General features: G+C 65.2%; 17 protein-coding genes. 10 read left to right on the forward strand and 7 right to left on the reverse strand.

Annotated features, from left to right (window positions below; all coding sequences use genetic code 11):
• Positions 1–39: 39 nt before the first annotated feature.
• The 3 genes from BLT66_RS08310 to BLT66_RS08320 form a co-directional block, all read right to left on the reverse strand.
• Positions 40–1,422 (reverse strand): aminopeptidase P N-terminal domain-containing protein, encoded by a 1,383-nt coding sequence (locus tag BLT66_RS08310; protein ID WP_092757225.1) that lies wholly within the window; start codon positions 1,420–1,422, stop codon positions 40–42.
• 11 nt (positions 1,423–1,433) lie between these two features.
• Positions 1,434–2,138: an N-acetylmuramate alpha-1-phosphate uridylyltransferase MurU gene (gene murU, locus BLT66_RS08315; RefSeq protein WP_092757226.1), complete on the reverse strand. Its 705-nt coding sequence runs from the start codon at positions 2,136–2,138 to the stop codon at positions 1,434–1,436.
• A gap of 94 nt (positions 2,139–2,232) precedes the next feature.
• Entirely contained in the window at positions 2,233–2,607 is a 375-nt protein-coding gene (locus BLT66_RS08320) for a tautomerase family protein (protein ID WP_092757227.1), read from the reverse strand.
• Positions 2,608–2,850: 243 nt separating this feature from the next.
• Between BLT66_RS08320 and tkt the strand changes: the two genes are divergently transcribed.
• Together tkt and gap are read left to right on the forward strand one after the other, a co-directional pair.
• Positions 2,851–4,854: a transketolase gene (gene tkt / locus BLT66_RS08325; protein ID WP_092757835.1), complete on the forward strand. Its 2,004-nt coding sequence runs from the start codon at positions 2,851–2,853 to the stop codon at positions 4,852–4,854.
• A gap of 64 nt (positions 4,855–4,918) precedes the next feature.
• Positions 4,919–5,917, forward strand: coding sequence for a type I glyceraldehyde-3-phosphate dehydrogenase (gene gap, locus BLT66_RS08330; RefSeq protein ID WP_092757228.1), 999 nt, complete (start codon positions 4,919–4,921; stop codon positions 5,915–5,917).
• Positions 5,918–5,973: 56 nt separating this feature from the next.
• On the opposite strand, the gene BLT66_RS08335 is transcribed toward gap, so the two are convergent.
• Positions 5,974–6,678: a Crp/Fnr family transcriptional regulator gene (locus tag BLT66_RS08335; RefSeq protein WP_092757229.1), complete on the reverse strand. Its 705-nt coding sequence runs from the start codon at positions 6,676–6,678 to the stop codon at positions 5,974–5,976.
• Positions 6,679–6,784: 106 nt separating this feature from the next.
• Here BLT66_RS08335 and BLT66_RS08340 point away from each other — a divergent pair, with 106 nt between their 5' ends.
• The 7 genes from BLT66_RS08340 (at position 6,785) to BLT66_RS08370 (ending at position 13,409) form a co-directional block, all read left to right on the forward strand.
• Positions 6,785–7,309: an Mpo1 family 2-hydroxy fatty acid dioxygenase gene (locus BLT66_RS08340; protein WP_092757230.1), complete on the forward strand. Its 525-nt coding sequence runs from the start codon at positions 6,785–6,787 to the stop codon at positions 7,307–7,309.
• A gap of 77 nt (positions 7,310–7,386) precedes the next feature.
• On the forward strand, positions 7,387–8,283 hold the full coding sequence (gene rarD / locus BLT66_RS08345; protein ID WP_092757231.1) for an EamA family transporter RarD: 897 nt from the start codon (positions 7,387–7,389) through the stop codon (positions 8,281–8,283).
• Positions 8,284–8,422: 139 nt separating this feature from the next.
• Positions 8,423–8,785 (forward strand): HPF/RaiA family ribosome-associated protein, encoded by a 363-nt coding sequence (locus BLT66_RS08350; RefSeq protein ID WP_092757232.1) that lies wholly within the window; start codon positions 8,423–8,425, stop codon positions 8,783–8,785.
• A gap of 34 nt (positions 8,786–8,819) precedes the next feature.
• On the forward strand, positions 8,820–9,782 hold the full coding sequence (locus tag BLT66_RS08355; protein ID WP_092757233.1) for a TerC family protein: 963 nt from the start codon (positions 8,820–8,822) through the stop codon (positions 9,780–9,782).
• Positions 9,782–10,351 carry a DUF2062 domain-containing protein gene (locus BLT66_RS08360; RefSeq protein ID WP_092757234.1) on the forward strand — a complete coding sequence of 190 codons (570 nt, stop codon included), beginning with the start codon at positions 9,782–9,784 and terminating at the stop codon, positions 10,349–10,351. Before BLT66_RS08355 ends, BLT66_RS08360 begins: the two co-directional genes overlap by 1 nt.
• A 92-nt stretch (positions 10,352–10,443) precedes the next feature.
• Positions 10,444–11,748, forward strand: coding sequence for a type II toxin-antitoxin system HipA family toxin YjjJ (gene yjjJ / locus BLT66_RS08365; protein WP_092757235.1), 1,305 nt, complete (start codon positions 10,444–10,446; stop codon positions 11,746–11,748).
• A 272-nt stretch (positions 11,749–12,020) separates the two neighbouring features.
• A complete protein-coding gene (locus BLT66_RS08370; protein WP_092757236.1) occupies positions 12,021–13,409 on the forward strand; it encodes a reverse transcriptase family protein in 1,389 nt (462 codons plus the stop codon).
• Between the two features lie 50 nt (positions 13,410–13,459).
• On the opposite strand, the gene BLT66_RS08375 is transcribed toward BLT66_RS08370, so the two are convergent.
• The 3 genes from BLT66_RS08375 to BLT66_RS08385 form a co-directional block, all read right to left on the reverse strand.
• Positions 13,460–14,416 carry an SRPBCC family protein gene (locus BLT66_RS08375; protein WP_092757237.1) on the reverse strand — a complete coding sequence of 319 codons (957 nt, stop codon included), beginning with the start codon at positions 14,414–14,416 and terminating at the stop codon, positions 13,460–13,462.
• 100 nt (positions 14,417–14,516) lie between these two features.
• On the reverse strand, positions 14,517–17,360 hold the full coding sequence (locus tag BLT66_RS08380) for a bifunctional diguanylate cyclase/phosphodiesterase (protein WP_176955015.1): 2,844 nt from the start codon (positions 17,358–17,360) through the stop codon (positions 14,517–14,519).
• The gene (locus tag BLT66_RS08385) at positions 17,347–18,366 is read right to left on the reverse strand and encodes an acrylyl-CoA reductase (NADPH) (RefSeq protein WP_092757239.1); all 1,020 of its coding nucleotides are present in this window, start codon (positions 18,364–18,366) and stop codon (positions 17,347–17,349) included. Before BLT66_RS08385 ends, BLT66_RS08380 begins: the two co-directional genes overlap by 14 nt.
• Positions 18,367–18,527: 161 nt before the next feature.
• On the opposite strand from BLT66_RS08385, the gene BLT66_RS08390 reads away from it, so the two are divergent.
• Positions 18,528–19,904 carry a tetratricopeptide repeat protein gene (locus tag BLT66_RS08390; RefSeq protein ID WP_092757240.1) on the forward strand — a complete coding sequence of 459 codons (1,377 nt, stop codon included), beginning with the start codon at positions 18,528–18,530 and terminating at the stop codon, positions 19,902–19,904.

A 19,904-nucleotide genomic window follows, 5' to 3' on the forward strand; every position in this document is an offset into this window, starting at 1 on the left:
ACCGAGATCCCGATTATAGCGTAGAGCCAGAAAATCTGCTTAGTCCCGCATCAGGGCCTCGATGGCGTCCGGATCCACTGGCACTCCACGGCTGATCAGTTCGCAGCCGGTGGCGGTGACGATGGCGTCGTCTTCGATGCGGATGCCGATGTTGTGAAAGGCCTCGGGAACGCCTGGGCCGGGACGCACATAGATGCCAGGCTCGATGGTCAGGGCCATGCCGGGTTGCAGGATGCGGCTGGGCCGGTTGGTGATGGTCTCGCCGCTCAGCGGGTCCTTGCGTTGGCTGCTGGCGCCGACCTCCGCCTGCTCCACATAGCTGCCGCAGTCGTGCACATCCATGCCGATCCAGTGGCCGGTGCGGTGCATGTAGTAGGCAAAGTAGGCGCGGCTGGCGATCACGTCGTCCACGGTGCCGACCTTGTTCTTGTCCAGCAGGCCTACGTCCAGCATGCCTTGGGCCAGCACCTTGACCGTGGCGTCGTGCGGATCGGTGAAGCGGGCACCTGGCTTGGTAGCGGCAATCGCGGCGACCTGGCTGGCCAGCACCAGCTCGTACAGCGTGCGCTGCGGGCCGCTGAACTTGCCATTCGCCGGGAAGGTGCGGGTGATGTCGCTGGCGTAGCCATCCAGCTCGCAGCCGGCGTCGATCAGCACCAGCTCGCCGTCGCGCACCGGGGCTTTGTCGGCGCGGTAGTGCAGCACGCAGGCATTGGCGCCAGCGGCGACGATGGAGCCGTAGGCCGGGTACTGCGAGCCCTGGCGGCGGAACTCGTGCAGCAGTTCGGCGTCCAGGTGGTACTCAAACACTTCCTGGCCGGCGCGCAGCATGCGGGCCGACAGCTGCATCGCGCGGATGTGGGCGCCGGCGCTGATCTGCGCGGCGCGGCGCATGGTGTCCTGCTCGCCGTCATCCTTGAACATGCGCATCTCGTCCAGCACGCTGCACAGGTCGCGCTGGGTGTCAGGGCACAGGGCGCCGTAGCGGACGCGGGCGCGCACCTTGTTCAGCCAGCCATCGACACGGCCTTCGAGGCCTTTGTGGGTGGCGAACGGGGTCCAGACGGCGCTGCGGTTTTCCAGCAGGCGTGGCAGCTGGGTGTCCAGGTCTGCTACGGAATATGCGGCATCCAGTGCAAGTGCGGCGGGCGCTGCGTCCGGTCCGAGTCGGAAACCGTCCCAGATTTCACGCTCCAGGTCCTTGGGTGCGCAGAACAGCGTGGACTGGCCTTCGCCGGTCACCACCAGCCAGGCATTCGGTTCGGTGAAGCCGGTCAGGTAGTAGAAATAGCTGTCGGCGCGGAACAGGAAATCGCTGTCGCGGTTGCGCTGCTGCTCGGGTGCGGTGGGGATGATGGCGATGCCGCCGGGGCCGATTTCACGGGCCAGCTGGGCGCGACGTTGGGCGTAGGGTGTGGTCATGGTGTGGGGTTTCAGTGGAGTTCAGCCAGTTGTTCGGGGGTGCCAACGTTGTGCCAGGGGCCGTCAAAACGCGACACACTGATGCGTTGCTGCCGGATGCCGTCAAACAGCAGCGGGCCGAGCGCAGCCTTTTGGCCCACGGGCACGGCGCGGCACAGTTCGGCGCGCACCAGCGCCAGGCTGCTATAGGTCCAGCGCTGGCCGTCGGGGCCGGGGCCGTCCAGCCCCAGGCCGTTAGCGGCGATGCCGAAGTCGCCCTGCGGGTGGTAGGGCGGATTCGGCACCAGCCACAGGTGGGCCAGGGCGTCGCTGCGCGCAAAGTCTGCGGCGGCGCTGGCATCAAAGCGGAAGCTGGGCGCGTAAATGTCGCCGGCCACCAGCCAGAAAGCCTCGCCCAGCAGCGGCAAGGCCTTGGCAATGCCGCCGGCGGTTTCCAGCGCGCCGCCGTGGTCGCGGCCTTCCATCGAATAGGTGATCTGCAGGCCCCAGCGCGAGCCGTCGCCTAGCGCGGCGGGGATGGTGTCCTCCAGCCAGGCGGTGTTGATGACGACCTGACGCACGCCGGCCGCCGCCAGCGCTTCCAGGTGCCAGACGATCAGCGGCTTGCCGCGCACTGGCAGCAGCGGCTTGGGCGTGTGGTCGGTCAGCGGGCGCATGCGTTCGCCGCGTCCGGCGGCCAGGACCAGGGCGTGGGTGGTGGGCGTGTGGGCGGGCATGGGCAGGATTATCCAGGGGGCAGGGCTTGCGTGGTTTGCTAGCAAATAAATAGCTGCTTGCGCTGGTGGGAATTGCGCCAGCGGCCTAAAAAGCTTAAATCTTGGGCGGAATCTCCGACGCCGGCAGGCCCAGCAGCCCCCAGCTTTCTTTGGGCGGCTCGGTCAGCACAACCATCACGTCGATGGGCGCGATGCCGAGCGCGCCGAAGCGCTGGGTGATGCCCTGGTACAGCGTGCGCTTGGCGTCCATGCTGCGGCCCGGAAACATCAGCACCTCGACCAGGGTGTAGTTTTCGGACTTGCCGGGCGCCACCCAGAAGTGCTCGGGCCGGTGTTCGATGTAGCGGATCTGCCGGTCGTCTTCGGGCACTTTCAGGGCCTCGCGCATGGCCAGGTAGACGGCCTCCATCAGTGCGGTGACTTCGCTGGCGGGGCGGCTGCGGCGGACTTCGATTTTGGCGAGCGGCATGGTGTTTCTCGGGGGACGGGAGACAAGCGGGTGATTGTGATGGGCTTCGGTATGCAGTGCGGGTTACGGAGCCAGTACACCGGCCCCCGTGGCGGCCCCTTAAAATACCGGGCTCACCCCCACCTTCACCCTGCATTCTCACCGGAGCTGATCCCGATGGCCGACACCCCCTTGAACCTGAACACTGCCGACGTTGCGGTTCTTCCCGAAGCGCCTGCCGCCGAGGCGAAGCCCACCACCGCTATGGCCAATGCCATCCGCGCGCTGGCGATGGACGCGGTGCAACAGGCCAATTCGGGCCACCCCGGTGCGCCCATGGGCATGGCCGACATGGCCGTCGCCCTGTGGGACCAGCATCTGCAGCACAACCCCAAGAACCCAAATTGGTTGAACCGCGACCGCTTCATCCTGTCCAACGGCCACGGTTCCATGCTGCTGTACGCGCTGCTGCACCTGACCGGCTACAAGCTGCCCATGAGCGAGCTGAAGAACTTCCGCCAGCTGCACAGCAAGACCCCTGGTCACCCCGAATACGGCTACACGCCCGGCGTGGAAACCACCACCGGCCCGCTGGGCCAGGGCATCACCAACGCCGTCGGCTTTGCACTGGCTGAAAAGCTGCTGGCGCAAGAGTTCAACCGCGAAGGCCATGCCATCGTCGACCACCACACCTACGCCTTCATGGGCGATGGCTGCTTGATGGAAGGCATCAGCCACGAAGCCGCCGCCCTGGCCGGCGCCTGGAAGCTGAACAAGCTGGTGGCCCTGTACGACGACAACGGCATCTCCATCGACGGCCAGGTCGCGCCCTGGTTCATCGACAACACCGCCCTGCGCTTTGTGGCCTATGGCTGGAACGTGCTGGGCCCGATCGACGGCCATGACGCCGCCGTGGTGTCGCAAGCCATTGCCGATGCCAAGAAGTCGGCCGACAAGCCTACGCTGATCATCTGCAAGACGCATATCGGCAAGGGTAGCCCGAACCGCGCCAACACCTCCAAGGCCCACGGCGAACCGCTGGGCGCCGAAGAAATTAAGCTGACCCGCGAAGCGCTGAACTGGCCGTACGCCCCGTTCACCATCCCCAAGGACATCGCTGCCGCCTGGGACGCCAAGAGCGCCGGCGCTGCCCGCGAAGCCGCCTGGAACACCCAGTTCGCCGCCTACAAGGCTGCCTTCCCCGCGGAAGCCAAAGAGCTGCTGCGCCGCATGAAGGGCGATCTGCCGAAGAACTTCGCCCAGACCGCTGTGGACACCGTGATTGGCGCCCACACCAAAGGCGAAACCGTGGCATCCCGCAAGGCCTCGCAACTGGCGCTGGAAGCCTTCACCGCGGCCCTGCCCGAAATGCTGGGCGGCTCGGCCGACCTGACCGGCTCGAACCTGACCAACACCAAGTCCACGCCCAACCTGCGTTTTGATAGCCACACCGGCGTCGGCAACGGCGGCCGCCACATCAACTACGGCGTGCGTGAATTCGGCATGGCCGCGATCATGAACGGCGTGGCCCTGCATGGCGGCTTCATCCCCTACGGCGGCACCTTCCTGACCTTCAGCGACTACAGCCGCAATGCCATCCGCATGGCCGCGCTGATGAAGCTGCGCGTGGTCCACGTGTTCACCCACGACTCCATCGGTCTGGGCGAAGACGGCCCGACCCACCAGTCGGTCGAGCACGCGGCCAGCCTGCGCCTGATCCCGAACTTGGACGTCTGGCGTCCGGGCGACACGGCCGAGACCGCCGTGGCCTGGGCCGTGGCCCTGGAAAACAAGACCCGTCCTTCGGCCCTGCTGCTGAGCCGCCAGAACATTGCCTATGCCGCCAAGGCCGACCTGGGCGAGATCAGCCGCGGTGCCTATGTGTTGTCCGAACCGGCTGCCGTCGGCATCAAGAAGAAGGCCCAGGCCGTCATCATCGCTACCGGCTCCGAAGTGCAGCTGGCGCTGGCCGCACAAGCGTTGTTAGCTACTAAAAAGATAGCTATCCGCGTCGTCTCCATGCCCAGCAACAGCGTGTTTGACCGCCAATCCGAAGCCTACAAGACCGAAGTGTTGCCCAAGGGCCTGCCGCGCATCGCGGTCGAAATGGGCGTCACCGACGGCTGGTGGAAGTACGGTTGCGCGGCTGTCGTTGGCCTCGACACCTACGGCGAATCGGCGCCCGCACCGGTGCTGTTCAAGCTGTTCGGCTTCACGCCCGAGAACGTGGCGATGACGGTCGAAAAAGTTCTGCGTAAGAAGAAGTAAATGGCGTGGGCCTGGCGGGAGCCGGGCCTACGATGGCTGGTTTTAACTACTGGAGATACAAGCAATGGCAATCAAGATTGGTATCAACGGCTTCGGCCGTATCGGGCGCATGGTGTTCCGTGCCGCCATCCAAAACTTCAAGGACGTGGAAATCGTCGGCATCAACGACCTGTTGGAGCCCGACTACCTGGCCTACATGCTGCAGTACGACTCGGTGCACGGCCGCTTCCAAGGTGAAGTTTCGGTCGACAACGGCGTGCTCATCGTCAACGGCAAAAAGATCCGCCTGACGCAAGAGCGCGACCCCGCGAACTTGAAGTGGGCTGATGTCGGCGCCGAGGTGGTGGTCGAATCCACCGGCTTGTTCCTGACCAAGGAAACCGCCCAGAAGCACATCGACGCAGGCGCCAAGAAGGTCATCCTGTCCGCTCCTTCCAAGGACGACACCCCGATGTTCGTCTACGGCGTGAACGACAAGAGCTACGCTGGCCAAGCCATCATCTCCAACGCATCGTGCACCACCAACTGCCTGGCCCCGCTGGCCAAGGTGATCAACGACAAGTTCGGCATCAAGCGCGGCCTGATGACCACCGTGCACGCTGCCACCGCCACGCAAAAGACGGTTGACGGCCCCAGCAACAAAGACTGGCGCGGCGGCCGCGGCATTCTGGAAAACATCATTCCTTCCAGCACGGGCGCAGCCAAAGCCGTGGGCGTGGTGATTCCTGAGCTGAACAAGAAGCTGACCGGCATGGCCTTCCGCGTGCCGACCAGCGACGTGTCCGTGGTTGACTTGACGGTGGAGCTGAACACTTCCGCCACCTTGGCTGAAATCAACGCCGAGTTGAAGGCCCAGTCCGAAGGCGCCCTGAAGGGCATCCTCGGCTACACCGAAGACAAGGTCGTCGCGACCGACTTCCGTGGCGACAGCCGCACCTCGATCTATGACGCAGAAGCCTCCATCGCCCTGGACGGCACCTTCGTCAAGCTGGTGAGCTGGTACGACAACGAATGGGGTTACTCCAACAAGGTGTTGGAAATGGCCCGCGTGATCGCCAAGTAAGCTCTGCTACAGACCCCGGTCTGTGAAGCCCGCACCCTACCCGGTGCGGGCTTTTTTTATGGGCACAGCGCGCGCAGTGCTTGGAGGTCCAGAATCTCCAGCGCCCCGCGCTGGATGCGCAGGATGTGGCGGTCCTTGAGGTCGTTGAGGATCTGGTTGGTGGTTTGGCGTGACACACCCACCATCAGCGCCAGTTCTTCTTGCGTGATGGCCAGCACGCGGCGTGTGCTGCCGTCGTCGGTGCGCTGGCCGTAGCCCTGGGCCATGTCCACCAGGCGACGGGCCAGGCGCAGGGGGGCGCTCAGCACGGTTTGCTCTTCCATGTTCACAAAGGCCATGCGCAGCTTGTCGGCCATCAGTACCGCCAGGTCGCGCCAGTGCTGCGGGTGGGCTTGCAGCCAGGCCAGCAGCTCCTCGTGGGGTACCTGCAGCAGCGTGCTGGGCTCGGCGGCGTGGGCGTGGTGGGTGCGGGCCGATCCATCAAACACCGAAATCTCGCCGAACCATTGCGGCGGGGTCAGCACCACCAGCAAGGCCTCGCGCGCGTCATTGCTCTGGCCGCTTTGACCCGAGATGCGAATGGCCCCCGCTACCAGCGCATACAGGCCGCAGGGCGCGCTGTCACGCAAAAACAGCGCATCGCCCATCTGCAGCGTGCGTAGCTTGGCCATGCGCAGCAGGGCCTGGGCAAATTCCGCGGGCAGTTGGGCAAACCAGCGCCCGGAATTCAATATCGGTAAATAGCGGGAAGGGTCGGACATAGGGTTTGTGCGGCTGCGGTGGTTTGTGTCGGGTAGCCGACAGACGGCATGCCAAAGCTAAGCCGATCATGGCGCGTCGTCAAGATCCCACCAGAACAAGACCCGTATGAAAACCCTCACCGACCACCTCACGCAATATGCGGCCTACCACCAGGACCCGCGCAATGTCGCCACCCACTTTGTGGGCATTCCCATGATCGTGCTGGCCGTCACTATTTTGTTGTCGCGCCCCGGCTGGATGCTGGCCGGTGTGGTCCTCACTCCCGCCATCGTGGTGGCCGTGCTGTCGGTGCTGTTTTACCTTCGGCTGGATCTGCGCTTCGGTGTGGCGATGGCCGTACAACTGGCGCTCAGTATCTGGGCCAGCCAGTGGTTTGCTGCACAGGCCACCGCCGTGTGGTGGGGCTGGGGCCTGGGGCTGTTTGTTGCGGGCTGGGTGATCCAGTTTGTAGGGCATTACTTCGAGGGCCGAAAACCCGCTTTTGTCGATGACATCGTCGGCCTGTTGGTGGGGCCGTTGTTTCTCACCGCGGAAGCGGCTTTCGCCCTGCACTTGCGCCTGGAGGTGAAAGCCGAGATGCAGCGCCGCCTGGGCCTGGCGCAACGCGTGGCAACAGGGGCTGCCACCTAAGACTGCCGTCTTGCGGGCAAGGTGGCTCCAGGTGGGCGGGTAAGCTATACGCTGTCTCGTTTCACTTCCTCCTCCCCATGCATCTTGGCGTTTTGTACGCGGTCCTGGCCTACGCGGCCTGGGGCCTGTTCCCCCTGTATTTTCATCAATTAGTCGGCATACCCGCGCTGGAGGTAGTACTGCACCGCACGCTGTGGTCGCTGGTGTTTTTGCTGGTCGTGTTGGCCGTGCTCAGGCGCTGGGCCTGGATACCGGCCCTGCTGCGCCAGCCCCGGGTGCTAGGGGCTTTTGCGCTGTCGGCGCTGCTGCTGTCGGCCAACTGGGTGGTCTACGTGTGGGCGGTGCAGCACCAGCATGTGGTGGATGCCAGCCTCGGCTATTTCATTTTGCCGCTGGTGAACGTGGCACTTGGCTATGTGTTTTTGCACGAGCGGCCCCGCCCCGGCCAGTGGCTGGCGGTGGCCGTGGCAGCGGCCGGTGTGCTGTGGCTGACCGTGCAGACCGGGCGCCTGCCGTGGATCGCGTTGGTGCTGGCTTTGACCTTTGGCTTCTACGGCCTGCTGCGCAAGGTGGCCTCGTTGGGCGCACTGGAAGGTCTGGCGCTGGAGACCATGCTGCTGGCGCCGGTGACCATAGGCGTGCTCGGCTACTGGGCCTGGCAGGGCCAGGGCGTGCTACTGCACGGCGATGCAGCGTCCATCGGCTGGCTGCTGCTGGCCGGGCCTTTGACGGCCATCCCCTTGCTGCTGTTCGCCGCGGGCGCCCGGCGCATTCCGCTGGCCACCATGGGCATACTGCAATACATTTCGCCGACCCTGCAGTTTGCGCTGGGGGTCTGGATCTTCAACGAGCCGTTCCATGCATCGCGCTTGCTGGGCTTTGGGCTGATCTGGGCGGCGCTGCTGGTCTACAGCCTGGAGAGCTGGTGGACCAGTCGCCGGGTCGCCCAGGATCTGGAAATACTTCGTAAATAACGAAGTATTGTTATGAATTAAGCATGTTTTTTGCGAAGGGATGGGTTTTTAGAATTGCGCTTGTTCGCCAGCCTGTCATGGCCAGTCGACACATTCAAGGTCTGATGGACCCGTTTTTTCACCTGAACAAGGAGTCACCATGCACATCATTGTGGAAACCCAAGGCGCAGATACCCAGCAACTGAGTACGGCCAGCGAACAGCGGCTGCGTTTTGCCTTGCGCCGCCTGGCCGTGTTCGTTGACACGGTGCGGGTCAGCTACCGCGACGCCAACGGCCCACGCGGCGGTGTGGACAAGCAATGCCAGGTGCAGTTGCACCTGCGCGGCCGTGGCAACATCGTCGTCAAGACCACCGCCAGCGACTGGTATGCGGCGCTGCAAGCCGCCATTCGGCGCGCCGTCGGCCGCGTGGTCAAGCACCTGCAGCAGTCCCGTCCACCCCATGCCCAGCCGCTGAAGCGCCTGGAACTGGCCCCGGTGGACCTGGGTACATCCTCTTAAACATTTTTGCCTCAGCGCAGCGGAGAACCAGAGCATGGAAACAATCGGAACCTGGTGGATGTGGGTGGGCTTTGCCATCTTTGTGGTGGTGGCCATCGGTATCGACCTGTGGGTGATGGAGCGCCAGGGCGCGCACCAGGTCACCATGAAAGAGGCCGCCGGTTGGAGCGTGCTGTGGTTTTCGCTGGCCTTCGTCTTCGTGGCCCTGCTCTGGGCCTACCTGGACTCCAGCCAGGGGCGCACGGTGGCCAACACCGTGTCCATGCAGTTCATCACCGGCTACCTGGTGGAGAAAAGCCTGTCGGTGGACAACATCTTTGTGTTCCTGATGATCTTCAGCTACTTTGGCGTGCCGCCCCAGTACCAGAAGCGCGCGCTGATCACCGGCATCATCGGCGCCATCGTGCTGCGCGCCATCCTGATTCTGGCCGGCGCCTGGCTGCTGGCTACTTTCCACTGGCTGCTGTATGTGTTTGGCGCGTTCCTGGTGTTCACCGGCGCCAAGATGTGGCTGGCGGCCGGCAAGGAGCCCGACATTGCGCAAAACCCGGTGCTGCGCTTCTTGCGCGGCCGCATGAAGATCAGCAACGAGTTTGACGGCGAAAAGCTGTCGACCCAGATCAATGGCGTCAAGTACTACACGCCGCTGTTTGTGGTGCTGGTGCTGATCGGTACCACCGACGTGATTTTCGCGGTGGACAGCATCCCGGCCATCTTCGCCATCACCAGCGACCCGTTCATCGTACTGACCGCCAACATCTTCGCCATCCTGGGCCTGCGCGCGCTGTACTTTCTGCTGGCCGACCTGGCGGACCGCTTCCACCTGCTGGCCTACGGCTTGGCGCTGGTGCTGATCTTCATCGGCGGCAAGATGCTGTTGATCGACCTGGTGAAGATCCCGATCGGCTACGCCCTGCTGGTGACCGCGGCGCTGATCGCAGCCTCCATCGTGGCCTCGCTCGCCACCTCGCGCAAACCTGGCCCGCCCGCCCACTGATGGCCAGCTATTCACGCCAAGTGCGCCACTGGCTGCGCGGCCTGGAGCCCAAGGTGCTCAGCCATCTGCACGGCCCGATGCTGGAGCGCGCCCGACCGTGGCTGGACCGGCACGATGTGTTCGACTTCAACCGCCGCCCGTTGGCCTTGGGCGTGGCCATAGGCATGTTCTGCGGCCTGATCCCCGGGCCGCTGCAGGTGCCAGCTACCTTCTTGTTGTGTGCCTGGCTGCGCGGGAATGCGATTGCCGGCGCGCTGGCTACCTGCTACACCAATCCGCTGACTATCGTGCCCTTGTACATGCTGGCCTTCCAGTTGGGCCAGTGGGTGCTACCGGGCGCCTATGCGCTGCCGCCCATGCCGACCATGGGGTCCGGTGCTGCCGACTGGATGGCGGGCCTGATGGACTGGGTGCAGGCCATGGGTTGGCCGCTGCTGGTCGGTTTGCCGCTGATGGGCGCTGGCTTCGCCGTCATCGCCTATGCGGCCATGCAAGCCCTGTGGCTGAGCCCGGCGATCAAACGCGCCTGGCAGCTGGCCGTGCGGGCCCGGCGGCATCGACAGGCTTAATTTTATCTAAAGTATCTATTCACTAAGCAAGTTAACTTATTGAATAAATTGAGAATACTTTAAAATTTATCTATTCATCCATAGATAAAACCATGCCTTCTCTCGCCCCCCAGATCCTGCAAGCGCTGCGCCAGCGCGGCGGTGTGGTGTCGGCGGCCGAGCTGCAGGCCGCGCTGGGCGTTAGCCAGCCCACGGTGTCGCGGGCGCTGGCACCACTGTTGCAGGCCGGTGAGCTGCTCAAGGTCGGCGCGGCGCGGTCGCAGCGCTATGTGCTGCCGCGCACGGTGCGCGATGTGGGCCGCAGCATTCCGGTGGTGCGCATCGACGCCCAGGGCCGGCCCAGCCCGTTTGCCCGCCTGGTGCCGTTGGCCAGTGGCGCGGTCTGGGTCGACGAAGAAGACGGCCTGAGCAAACGCTTCGACAGCCTGCCCTGGTTTCTGGACGACATGCGGCCGCAGGGCTTCATGGGCCGCACCTTCGCCCATGCGCACCCGGACCTGCAGCTGGGCAACGACCCGCGCTACTGGAGCGACGACGACGTGCTGCGCGCGCTGGCGCTGTTTGGCGACGACCTGCCGGGCAATCTGGTGGTCGGCGAGGCCGCGTTCCAACGCTTCCACAGCCTGCCCCAGCGCGCCTCGCGCGTGGCATCGGCCGACGACTATCCCCGGCTGGCCGAGCAGGCGATGCAGGGCACGCTGTCGGGCTCGTCGGCCGGCGGCGAGCAGCCCAAGTTCTGCACCAACAACGCCGGCCGGCATGTGATCGTCAAGTTCTCGCCGGCTGGCGACGCGCCTACCGACCAGCGCACCCGCGACCTACTGGTCTGCGAACACCTGGCGCTGCAGACGCTGGCCCAGGCCGGCGTGCCGGCTGCCAAGACGCAGATCCACAGCGGCGCGGGCCGGGTGTTTCTGGAAGCCGAACGCTTCGACCGCACGGCCAACGGTCGTATCGGCATGGTCTCGCTGATGGTCTACGACGCCGAATACGTAGGCGCGATGGACAACTGGGCCGCCACCGCCGAACGCATGCAGGCCCGCGGCCTGCTCACCGCCGCCGACGCCGAGCACTTGCGCTTCCTAGAAGCCTTCGGCGTGCTGATCGCCAACACCGACCGGCATTACGGCAACATCTCGCTGCTGCTGGACAACGACGACTGGACCCTGTCGCCCACCTACGACATGCTGCCCATGCTCTACGCCCCGGTCGGCGGCGAGCTGGTACCGCGCGACTTTGCGACTGGCCGCCTGCAGCCGACCACCGCAACCCTGCCGGCCTGGGAGCGCGCCAAAGCGCTGGCCCGGGTGTTCTGGAGTGCGGTGGCCAGCGACGCACGCATCTCCGCAGAATTCCGGGCGATCGCCGCTGAAAATTTAGAAAAAATCGGCCTCTAGCGCAGATGCCACCTGCGCTAGCAGCTATATATTCGATAGCTTGGCATCGGTTGTATTGCCGTGTTGACCGCCCCGTAGAATGGCCTCGGCGCCAGCGCGCCAAGTGTCGTGAGCCCAGGGCAATACGTTGTTCTGACTCGCACTGTGGGGTACCCCCACGGTTGTTTTATTACCGAGCCATCTCGGTGCGTGCGCCACACGCGCATGCTGCGCGGACTGCCCACGCCGGACCTGCTGGTTGACGCGCTGGTCGCCACCTATTTTTGGGGTGTATGCGCGACATTTCCTACCGAACCTGGATTGCCCGCAGCCTGGCGCGCGCGATGCTGGCCGATTCCGATCAGCCGGGCGGCACCAGTGCAGCCGCCCTGCAGGCGCGGGCTGCTGCCACGCTGGGTGACAACCCGGCATGGCTCCACACCGTTGTTGCGCCGCTGGCCCAGCTGCCCGCCGTCAGCTGGCAAAAAATGGACCTTGATTCCCTGACGCAGCGCATTCTGGCGCCTGCACCAAGGCAGCCCACCGTAGTGGACGACGAAAACGACGACGAAGAAATACAAGCCGAGAGCCCGTTCGATGCAGCCTTTGCCAACGGCGCACGGCCGCACATCCGGCGCTTGATACTGCGCCCGGCGAGCATGCAGCCGCGGCCTCTGGGCCTGGAAGGCTGCGAATTGCCCGATCTGCCGACCGTGCACGATCTGGCCGAGTGGCTGAAGATGCCGCTGGACCGCTTGGCCTGGTTGGGCCCCGAAACTCCCTTGGGGGCCGAGCACTACCGCTACAAGCTGCTGCCCAAGCGTACCGGCGGTTTGCGCCTGCTGGAGATTCCCAAGGTAGACCTGAAACAGGTACAGCGCGCCGTCTACTCCGGCTTGCTGCAGCACGTTCCCGTGCACGAGGCAGCACACGGCTTTGTCCCCGGCCGCTCGGTCGCCACCCATGCGGCGATGCATGCAGGCCAGGCGGTGGTGATCCGGTTTGATCTGCGCGACTTCTTTGGTGGCATCGGCGCGGCCCGCGTTATGGCGCTGTGGCGCACCCTGGGCTATCCCATCGGTGTGGCGCGTTGCCTGACTGCGCTGTGCACCCACCGGACTGCCAGGATGGTGGTGGATCGATTGCGCGACGATGGAGGCCTGGATTGGCTGGGCGCCAAGCGCCTGCGGTCGGCCCATTTGCCCCAGGGTGCGCCGACGTCGCCGACCCTGGCGAACCTGTGCGCCTTTGGGCTGGATCTGCGCCTGGACGGCCTGGCCTGGGCGTTTGGCGCCCGCTACACCCGCTATGCGGATGACCTGGTGTTCTCCGGGCCGGCAGCCTTGCGACCGCAGTTTCGGGCGTTGCAGGCCTGGGTGGCGGCAATTGCCGAAGACGAAGGTTTTGCCCTGCATCCGGCCAAAAACCGCTGCCTGCCGCAGCACCGGCAGCAACGCATTACCGGCGTGGTGGTGAACGCGCAGCCGAATACGCCGCGGCAGGATTTCGACCGGCTGAAAGCTTGTTTGCACCAGTGCGTGCACCAAGGGCCGGCATCGCAGAACCATGCCAACCTGGTGGATTTCCGCGGACATTTGCAGGGCCGCATCGGCTGGGTCGGGCAGTTCAATGCGGCCCGGGCCGCCAAGCTGATGGGTTTGTTCGAGCAGATCCGTTGGTGATGGATTCAAACAAAATCGGCCTCTAGCGCAGGTACTACCTGCGTAACCAGCTATTTTTTCCGTAGCAAATACGCTTCCAGCTGGGCAAACGTGCCGCCAAAGCCCTGGGTCATGGAATCGAAATGCCCGGCGAAGCGGCTGCGTTCGGCCTCGGTCGCCTGGATCGGGCCACCGCGCAGGCTGATGGTGGTCTGGCCGGCTTGCTCGCTGAAGGTTACGGTGTTGAAAACCCGCAGCGGCCAGTCGTCGAAGAAGGGGGCGCGGGTGATGTCGCCGGCTTCGTTGGAGAAGGAATTGATGAACTCTATGCTTTGCTGCGGCACGATCTGGCCGTAGACGAACTTGCCCCACATCGGCGGTACGCCGGGCCAGACCATGGCGTAATGGGTTTCGCCGCCCGAGCGGAAGTCCATCTTCTTGACTTCCACGGCGCTGCCGGCCGGTCCCCACCACTGGGCGAAGCGCTCGGACTCGCTCCAGGCCTGCCAGACCTGGGCCAGCGGGGCCTGGAAGCTGTGGCCGATGGCAAAGCACTGTGCGTCGGGCGTGGCCGATACATAGGCGTCCAGCCGCGCCAGGGTTTGCTCGCCGCCCTGCACCGCGCCAAATTCGACCAGCTGGGCGCGCTGCTCGGCGCTGGCCAGCAGCAGGCGCAAGGTGACCTGGGTCGTGCTGTCGCCCAGGTCTTGCAGCGTGACCTCGGCATGGAATTCGGCGTGCTCGGGGTCGTCGCCACCGTGGGCGTAGGCCATGCGCGCCGGCGCTTCCAGTTCGGCGTAGCGGATCCAGTTGGTGTAGTCGGTGCCCGGACTACCGTCCGCCCCCGCTGGGCCGTGCATCACATAGCGCCACAGGCCGCCGACGCGCACATCCATTTCGCTGATGGTGTTGGTGAAGCCGTTGGGTCCCCACCAGTGCTGGATGTGCTCGGCCTGGGTGAACATGTCCCAGACCCCTTGGCGCGGCGCGTGGACGGTGCGGGTGATGGTGATTTCAGGGCTTTCCATGGGGCTTCTCCTGGGGGTTGATGGCTGGCGCACCCAGTCTATTGCATCCTTCGGCGGCGGCCTGGGCCCGCAGCCGGTTGCAGAAGATGCCAGCAGTGCGTTATTCGGCGGGTTGCCTGGGAGCTATGCCGCGGGGTACCAGGCAGGCACCGGGAAAAGCCAGCAACTGCTCCAGCGGTACTGCCTCGCTGAACAGGAAGCCCTGGGCCAGCTGGCAGCCTTCGGCGGCCAGGAACTCTGCCTGTTCCCGCGTTTCCACGCCTTCGGCCACCACGACCTGGTTCAGGCAGCGTGCAATCGACAGAATGGCCCGCACCAGCTCGGCCCGGAAATGGTCGGTGGTGGCCGAGTGGATGAAGGATTTATCGATTTTGAGCGTGTCGATAGGAAACCGGGCCAGATAGGACAAGGCCGAATAGCCGGTGCCAAAGTCGTCAATCGCGATGGTGATGCCCATGTCGCGCAGCGCCTGCAAGGCACCGACCACCATGCTGTCTTCGCCCAGCAGCAGGCTTTCGGTGATCTCGAATTCGAGCCACTGGGCCTGGCAGCCGGTCTCGGACAGAATGCCCAGCACCTGCGGTACCAGGCCCGGCGCCTGTATCTGGCGGACCGACAGGTTGACCGCCACTTTGCGCGGCAGGGCTGCAGCAGCATTCCACGCGACGGCGGTCCGGCAGGATTCGCGCAGCACCCAGGCGCCCAGCTCGTTGATCAAGCCGGAGTCTTCTGCCACCGGGATGAACTGCTCTGGTGACACCATGCCCAAGCGGGGGTGCGTCCAGCGCAACAGCGCCTCGCAGCCGACCATCGCGCCAGATTCCAGCAGCACCTTGGGCTGGTAGTGCAGCGCCAGCTCGCCGCGTTCCAGTGCGCGGCGCAGGTCGGACTCCAGCGTCAGCCGCTCCTGGGCGTGCACCGTCAGGTCCTTGGAGTAAAACCGGAAGTTGTTGCGCCCGAAGCGCTTGGCCGAGTACATCGCGGAGTCCGCGTACTTGAGCAACTCTTCGGCTGTCTCGCTGTCCGACGGGTACACCGCAATACCGACGCTGCAGGACACGAAAATCTCCCGCCCCTCCAGCCAAAAACTCTGGTTGAAGGCCGCCAGCACCTTGCCCGCCACGCGCGCCAGATGGGCGCCGGCCCGGATCTGCGGCAACAGAATGCCGAACTCGTCGCCACCCAGCCGGGCCACGGTGTCATAGCTGCGCACACTGGCACGCAGGCGCACGGCCACTTCTTTCAGCAAGGCGTCGCCCGCCGCATGGCCCATGGTGTCGTTGATCTGCTTGAAGCGGTCCAGGTCCACCACCATCACCCCGGCCTGGTAGTGGTGGTAGGCCGCGTCCTTCAGCATTTGCGCCAGCCGGTCATTGAACAGCACGCGGTTGGGCATGCCCGTCAGCGGGTCGTAAAAGGCCATCTGGTGGATCTTGTCCTGGTAGGCCTTGAGTTGGCTGATATCGCGCCCCACCATCAACACGCTGCTGACGTTGGCAGCGTCGCCGACTTCAGGCGTCAAACTGACCAAGCTGCAGATGCTGCGGTCCAGGGCATCGGCCCAGTGCAGCTCAAACTCAACCGATTCCCGGTTGTCCATCACGTAGGCCAAGTGCTGCGTCAGCACCGCTCCGGGCTGTGCACCTAACAGCGCCTCGGGCGAACATCCGAGCACCCGGGTGCTGGACCGCCCCAAGGCCTGCAGCAGCACCGGATTGGCATAGCGGCAGCCAAATTGCACGTCAAAACGCGCAATCACATCCGGTGAGTTTTCGACCAGGGTGCGGTATTCGTGCTCCCGGTTGGTCAGCTCCTGCTGCAGCTCCAGCCGTTGTGTCACATCGCGTGAAACGGTTATGAAATGCGGCCCCTGGTCTCCGATGGCACGCATTTGCGATACCGACAACTCAAACTGGCGCAGGCCCACAGGGGTCATGACCGAGATCACATGGCCCAAGGACACCCCCGTCTGTTCCGCCTCTACGTAGGCGATCTCGGCAATCGCCACGCTCTCGGGCGACAGCACTTCTTGCAGCGTGCGCCCCAGCAAAGCCTCCCGGTTGGCTGCCAGTAACTCGGGGTTGCGCGTCCATACGTTCAGGTAGCGGCCGGCCCGGTCGGTTTCGAACAACAGGTCCGGGAAGGCATCAATGACCCCCTGCGTAAAGGCCAAGGCCTTCTGGAGTTCACTCTCCGTATGCTTGCGGTCCGTGATGTCGCGGGAATAGCCGACCGTGCCGACCACCTTGCCGTGCTCGTGCAGCGGGGACTTCCACACCTCCATCCAGCGCCGTTGGTCATGCTCATCGACATACAGCTCCTCCACGTAGTGGGCCACGCCCGCCGCCATGACGGCCTGGTCGTCGGCCACGTACATCTCTGCCAGATCCTTCGGAAAGAACTCGAATTCGGTCCGACCTTCCAGCTCCGCGGTGGAAGCCACCCGCGCCACCCTGGCGTAGGCGGTGTTGGCCGCCAGCAGGCGGCTGTGTTCGTCCTTGAGCCAGACAAAAAAGGGAAACTCGTCGAGCAAGGTGCGCCAATACTGCTGGCGCTGCTGCAGGGCTTGCTGCATCCGCTGGGCTTCCGTCATATCGCGGACGATGGACACGGCAAACAACCGCCCCTCCCGTCGCAGAGTCACGCCATGCACTTGCACGGCAATCCGTTTGCCGCTGTGCGTCTGGTGCACCGTGTCGATGACGAAGGCCTGACCCTGGGGGCTCTGCAGTATTTCCAGGCACCGCTCCCTGGAGATATTCGGGTCTATGTCCGGCGGCCCCATGGTCAGCAGCGCTTCGCGGCTGTATTCCAAGGCGCGGGTGGCGGCATCGTTCACATAGACGAAGCGCCCCTCCGCGCCGGTGATGAACACGCCATCCTGGTAGAGGTCGAGCCCCTTGCCCAGCAGTACCCAGGCCAGGTTGGGGTCATCGACCGGCATGCAGCCCGCTCCCCGCTGCCAGGCCGCGCTGCACATCCACCACCACCCGCCCGCGCACCGATCCTTGGAGCAGTGCGGTGCCCACGGCAATCGCTTCCGACAGGCCAATCTCCTGCGTGATCGCCTCCAGCTTGGCCACGTCCAGGTCGCTGGCCAGCCGCTGCCAGGCCTGCTGGCGCAGTGCCAGCGGGGCCATCACGCTGTCGATGCCATACAGGGTGATGCCGCGCAGAATGAAGGGCGCCACGCTGGCTGGGAAATCCATGCCGCCGGCCAGCCCGCAGGCGGCAACCGCGCCGCGGTACTTGGTCGTCGCGCAGGCATTGGCCAGGGTGTGGCTGCCGACCGCATCGACCACGCCGGCCCAGCGCTCCTTGCCCAGCGGCTTGCCGGGGGCACCGAGCTCGGCCCGGTCGATGATGCGGGCGGCACCCAGCGACTGCAGGTAGTCGGCTTCCGAGGCCCGGCCTGTAGACGCCACCACCGTGTAGCCCAGCCCGGCCAGCAAGGCGATGGCCACGCTGCCCACGCCGCCGTTGGCGCCGGTCACCAGGATCTCGCCGTCCGCCGGGCGGATGCCGTGCTTTTCCAGCGCCAGCACGCAAAGCATGGCGGTATAGCCGGCCGTGCCTATGGCCATGGCCTGGCGGGTGCTGAACACCGGCGGCAGGTCGACCAGCCAGTCGCCGTGCACCCGCGCCATCTGGGCCAGGCCGCCGCTATGGCTTTCGCCCACGCCCCAGCCGTTCAGGATGGCCTGGTCGCCGGGGCGCCAGGCCGGGTGGCTGCTGTGCACCACCGTGCCCGCAAAGTCGATGCCCGGCACCAGCGGGAAGCGCCGCACCACCGGCGATTGGCCGGTGATGGCCAGCCCGTCCTTGTAGTTCAGCGTAGACCATTCGACGCGCAGCGTGACATCGCCCTCGCCGAGCAGGCCATCGTCGATGTCCTGCAGCGTGGCGCGGTGGCCCGCGTCGTCCTTGGTCACCAGAATTCCTGTGAACATCGTGTCTCCTTGCGTGGATGGCTGATCCTAAGGCTTGGCCGTGCTTGCGGTGTAAATTTAGATAAAACAGGGCTGCAGCGCTTATTCTGCCTGCGCAAGCTGCTATGTTTTTAGGATGAAATCGGTACCGCGTACCATGCGCGACAGAGGAGTTTTACCCGATGGCAGACACAGCTTCCAGCGCCGAGGCGCTGTTCTTCGACGGCACGCGGCGCCTGGCGGCCGGCGATGCCGCGGGTGCCGAGGCCAGCCTGCGCCAGGCCCTGGCCTTGGCGCCGACCCTGGCCGAAGCCCATGCCAACCTGGGCCTGGCGCTGGAGGCCCGCGGCGCGCTCGACCAGGCGGTGGCCAGCTACCGCCAGTCCATCGCCCACAACCCCACGTTGGCGCCCACCTACCTCAATCTGGCCGGCGTGCTGATCCTGCAGCGCCAGCTGGACGATGCCGAGGTGGCCTGCGCCCAGGCGCTGCGGCTGCGCCGCGACGACCCCGACACCTGGTGCAACCTGGCGGTGGTCTACGCCCGCATGGGCCTGGAGCAGGAGTCCGAAGACTGCTGCCTCGAAGCCCTGGCGCTGGACCCCCAGCACGCCAAGACCCGCTTCAACCTGGCCTATTTGCTGCTGCGCCAGGGCCGGCTGGAGGAAGGCTGGGCGCACTTCGAGTCGCGCGACTGGTATGCGGCCCTGGCCGCGCACATGGACTGCCCGCGCTGGCAGGGCGAGCCGCTGGCCGGCCAGTCGGTGCTGATTGGCTACGAGGCCGGGCATGGCGACATGCTGCAGTTTGGCCGCTATACCGCCGAGCTGAAGGTGCGCGGCGCCGGCCACGTGACCCTGCTGTGCCACCCGCCGCTGAAACGCCTGCTGGCGACGCTGCCCGGCGTGGACGCGCTGCTGGGCTTTGACGAAGACCTGCCCACCGGCCGCTGGGACTACTGGACCCCGCTGCTCAGCCTGCCCTACTACTGCCAGACGCGGCTGGACAGCATTCCGGCCGCGCTGCCCTATCTGCGCGCCGAACCAGCGTTGCGCGCCGAATGGGCGCCCCGGCTGCCGGCCGGGCGCTTGCGCGTCGGCCTGGTCTGGAAGGGCAACCCAAAGTTTGAAAACGATGCCGAGCGTTCGCTGCCCAGCCTGGCCACGCTGCAACCTGTGCTGGCGCTGGCCGAGCGGGCGGGGGTGTGCTTCATCAGCCTGCAAAAAGGCGCGGGAGAAGCCGAATCCGCCCCTGGGCTGGCCACCGCGCTAGGCCCGCAGATCCGCGACTTTGCCGACACCGCCGCCATCCTCGACCAGCTGGACCTGCTGATCACGGTGGACACCGCTGTCGCCCACCTGGCCGGCGCTCTGGGCAAACCGGTGTGGTTGCTGCTGCCCGACTATTTGACCGACTGGCGCTGGCTGACCGAGCGCAGCGACTCGCCCTGGTACCCGGGGGTGTTGCGGCTGTTCCGCCAACCGGCTGGGGGGGGCTGGGATGCGGTCATTTCCCAATTGGCCGCAGCCCTGCAAGCGCGGGTGGACGAGAAAGCCTGA

Origin of the sequence: Rhodoferax sp. OV413 (assembly GCF_900104385.1) — a bacterium.
In the GTDB taxonomy this organism is placed as follows: Bacteria; Pseudomonadota; Gammaproteobacteria; order Burkholderiales; family Burkholderiaceae_C; genus Rhodoferax_B.

What these genes read in the sequence shown, in the direction of transcription:
- rarD (WP_092757231.1), top strand. Translation starts at nt 7,387, where the DNA reads ATGCATCTTGGCGTTTTGTACGCGGTCCTGGCCTACGCGGCCTGGGGC.
- tkt (WP_092757835.1), top strand. Translation starts at nt 2,851, where the DNA reads ATGGCCAATGCCATCCGCGCGCTGGCGATGGACGCGGTGCAACAGGCC.
- BLT66_RS08380 (WP_176955015.1), bottom strand. Translation starts at nt 17,360, where the DNA reads ATGCCGGTCGATGACCCCAACCTGGCCTGGGTACTGCTGGGCAAGGGG.
- BLT66_RS08355 (WP_092757233.1), top strand. Translation starts at nt 8,820, where the DNA reads ATGGAAACAATCGGAACCTGGTGGATGTGGGTGGGCTTTGCCATCTTT.
- BLT66_RS08360 (WP_092757234.1), top strand. Translation starts at nt 9,782, where the DNA reads ATGGCCAGCTATTCACGCCAAGTGCGCCACTGGCTGCGCGGCCTGGAG.
- murU (WP_092757226.1), bottom strand. Translation starts at nt 2,138, where the DNA reads ATGCCCGCCCACACGCCCACCACCCACGCCCTGGTCCTGGCCGCCGGA.
- yjjJ (WP_092757235.1), top strand. Translation starts at nt 10,444, where the DNA reads ATGCCTTCTCTCGCCCCCCAGATCCTGCAAGCGCTGCGCCAGCGCGGC.
- BLT66_RS08385 (WP_092757239.1), bottom strand. Translation starts at nt 18,366, where the DNA reads ATGTTCACAGGAATTCTGGTGACCAAGGACGACGCGGGCCACCGCGCC.
- BLT66_RS08310 (WP_092757225.1), bottom strand. Translation starts at nt 1,422, where the DNA reads ATGACCACACCCTACGCCCAACGTCGCGCCCAGCTGGCCCGTGAAATC.
- BLT66_RS08350 (WP_092757232.1), top strand. Translation starts at nt 8,423, where the DNA reads ATGCACATCATTGTGGAAACCCAAGGCGCAGATACCCAGCAACTGAGT.
- BLT66_RS08375 (WP_092757237.1), bottom strand. Translation starts at nt 14,416, where the DNA reads ATGGAAAGCCCTGAAATCACCATCACCCGCACCGTCCACGCGCCGCGC.
- BLT66_RS08335 (WP_092757229.1), bottom strand. Translation starts at nt 6,678, where the DNA reads ATGTCCGACCCTTCCCGCTATTTACCGATATTGAATTCCGGGCGCTGG.
- BLT66_RS08370 (WP_092757236.1), top strand. Translation starts at nt 12,021, where the DNA reads ATGCGCGACATTTCCTACCGAACCTGGATTGCCCGCAGCCTGGCGCGC.
- gap (WP_092757228.1), top strand. Translation starts at nt 4,919, where the DNA reads ATGGCAATCAAGATTGGTATCAACGGCTTCGGCCGTATCGGGCGCATG.
- BLT66_RS08340 (WP_092757230.1), top strand. Translation starts at nt 6,785, where the DNA reads ATGAAAACCCTCACCGACCACCTCACGCAATATGCGGCCTACCACCAG.
- BLT66_RS08320 (WP_092757227.1), bottom strand. Translation starts at nt 2,607, where the DNA reads ATGCCGCTCGCCAAAATCGAAGTCCGCCGCAGCCGCCCCGCCAGCGAA.
- BLT66_RS08390 (WP_092757240.1), top strand. Translation starts at nt 18,528, where the DNA reads ATGGCAGACACAGCTTCCAGCGCCGAGGCGCTGTTCTTCGACGGCACG.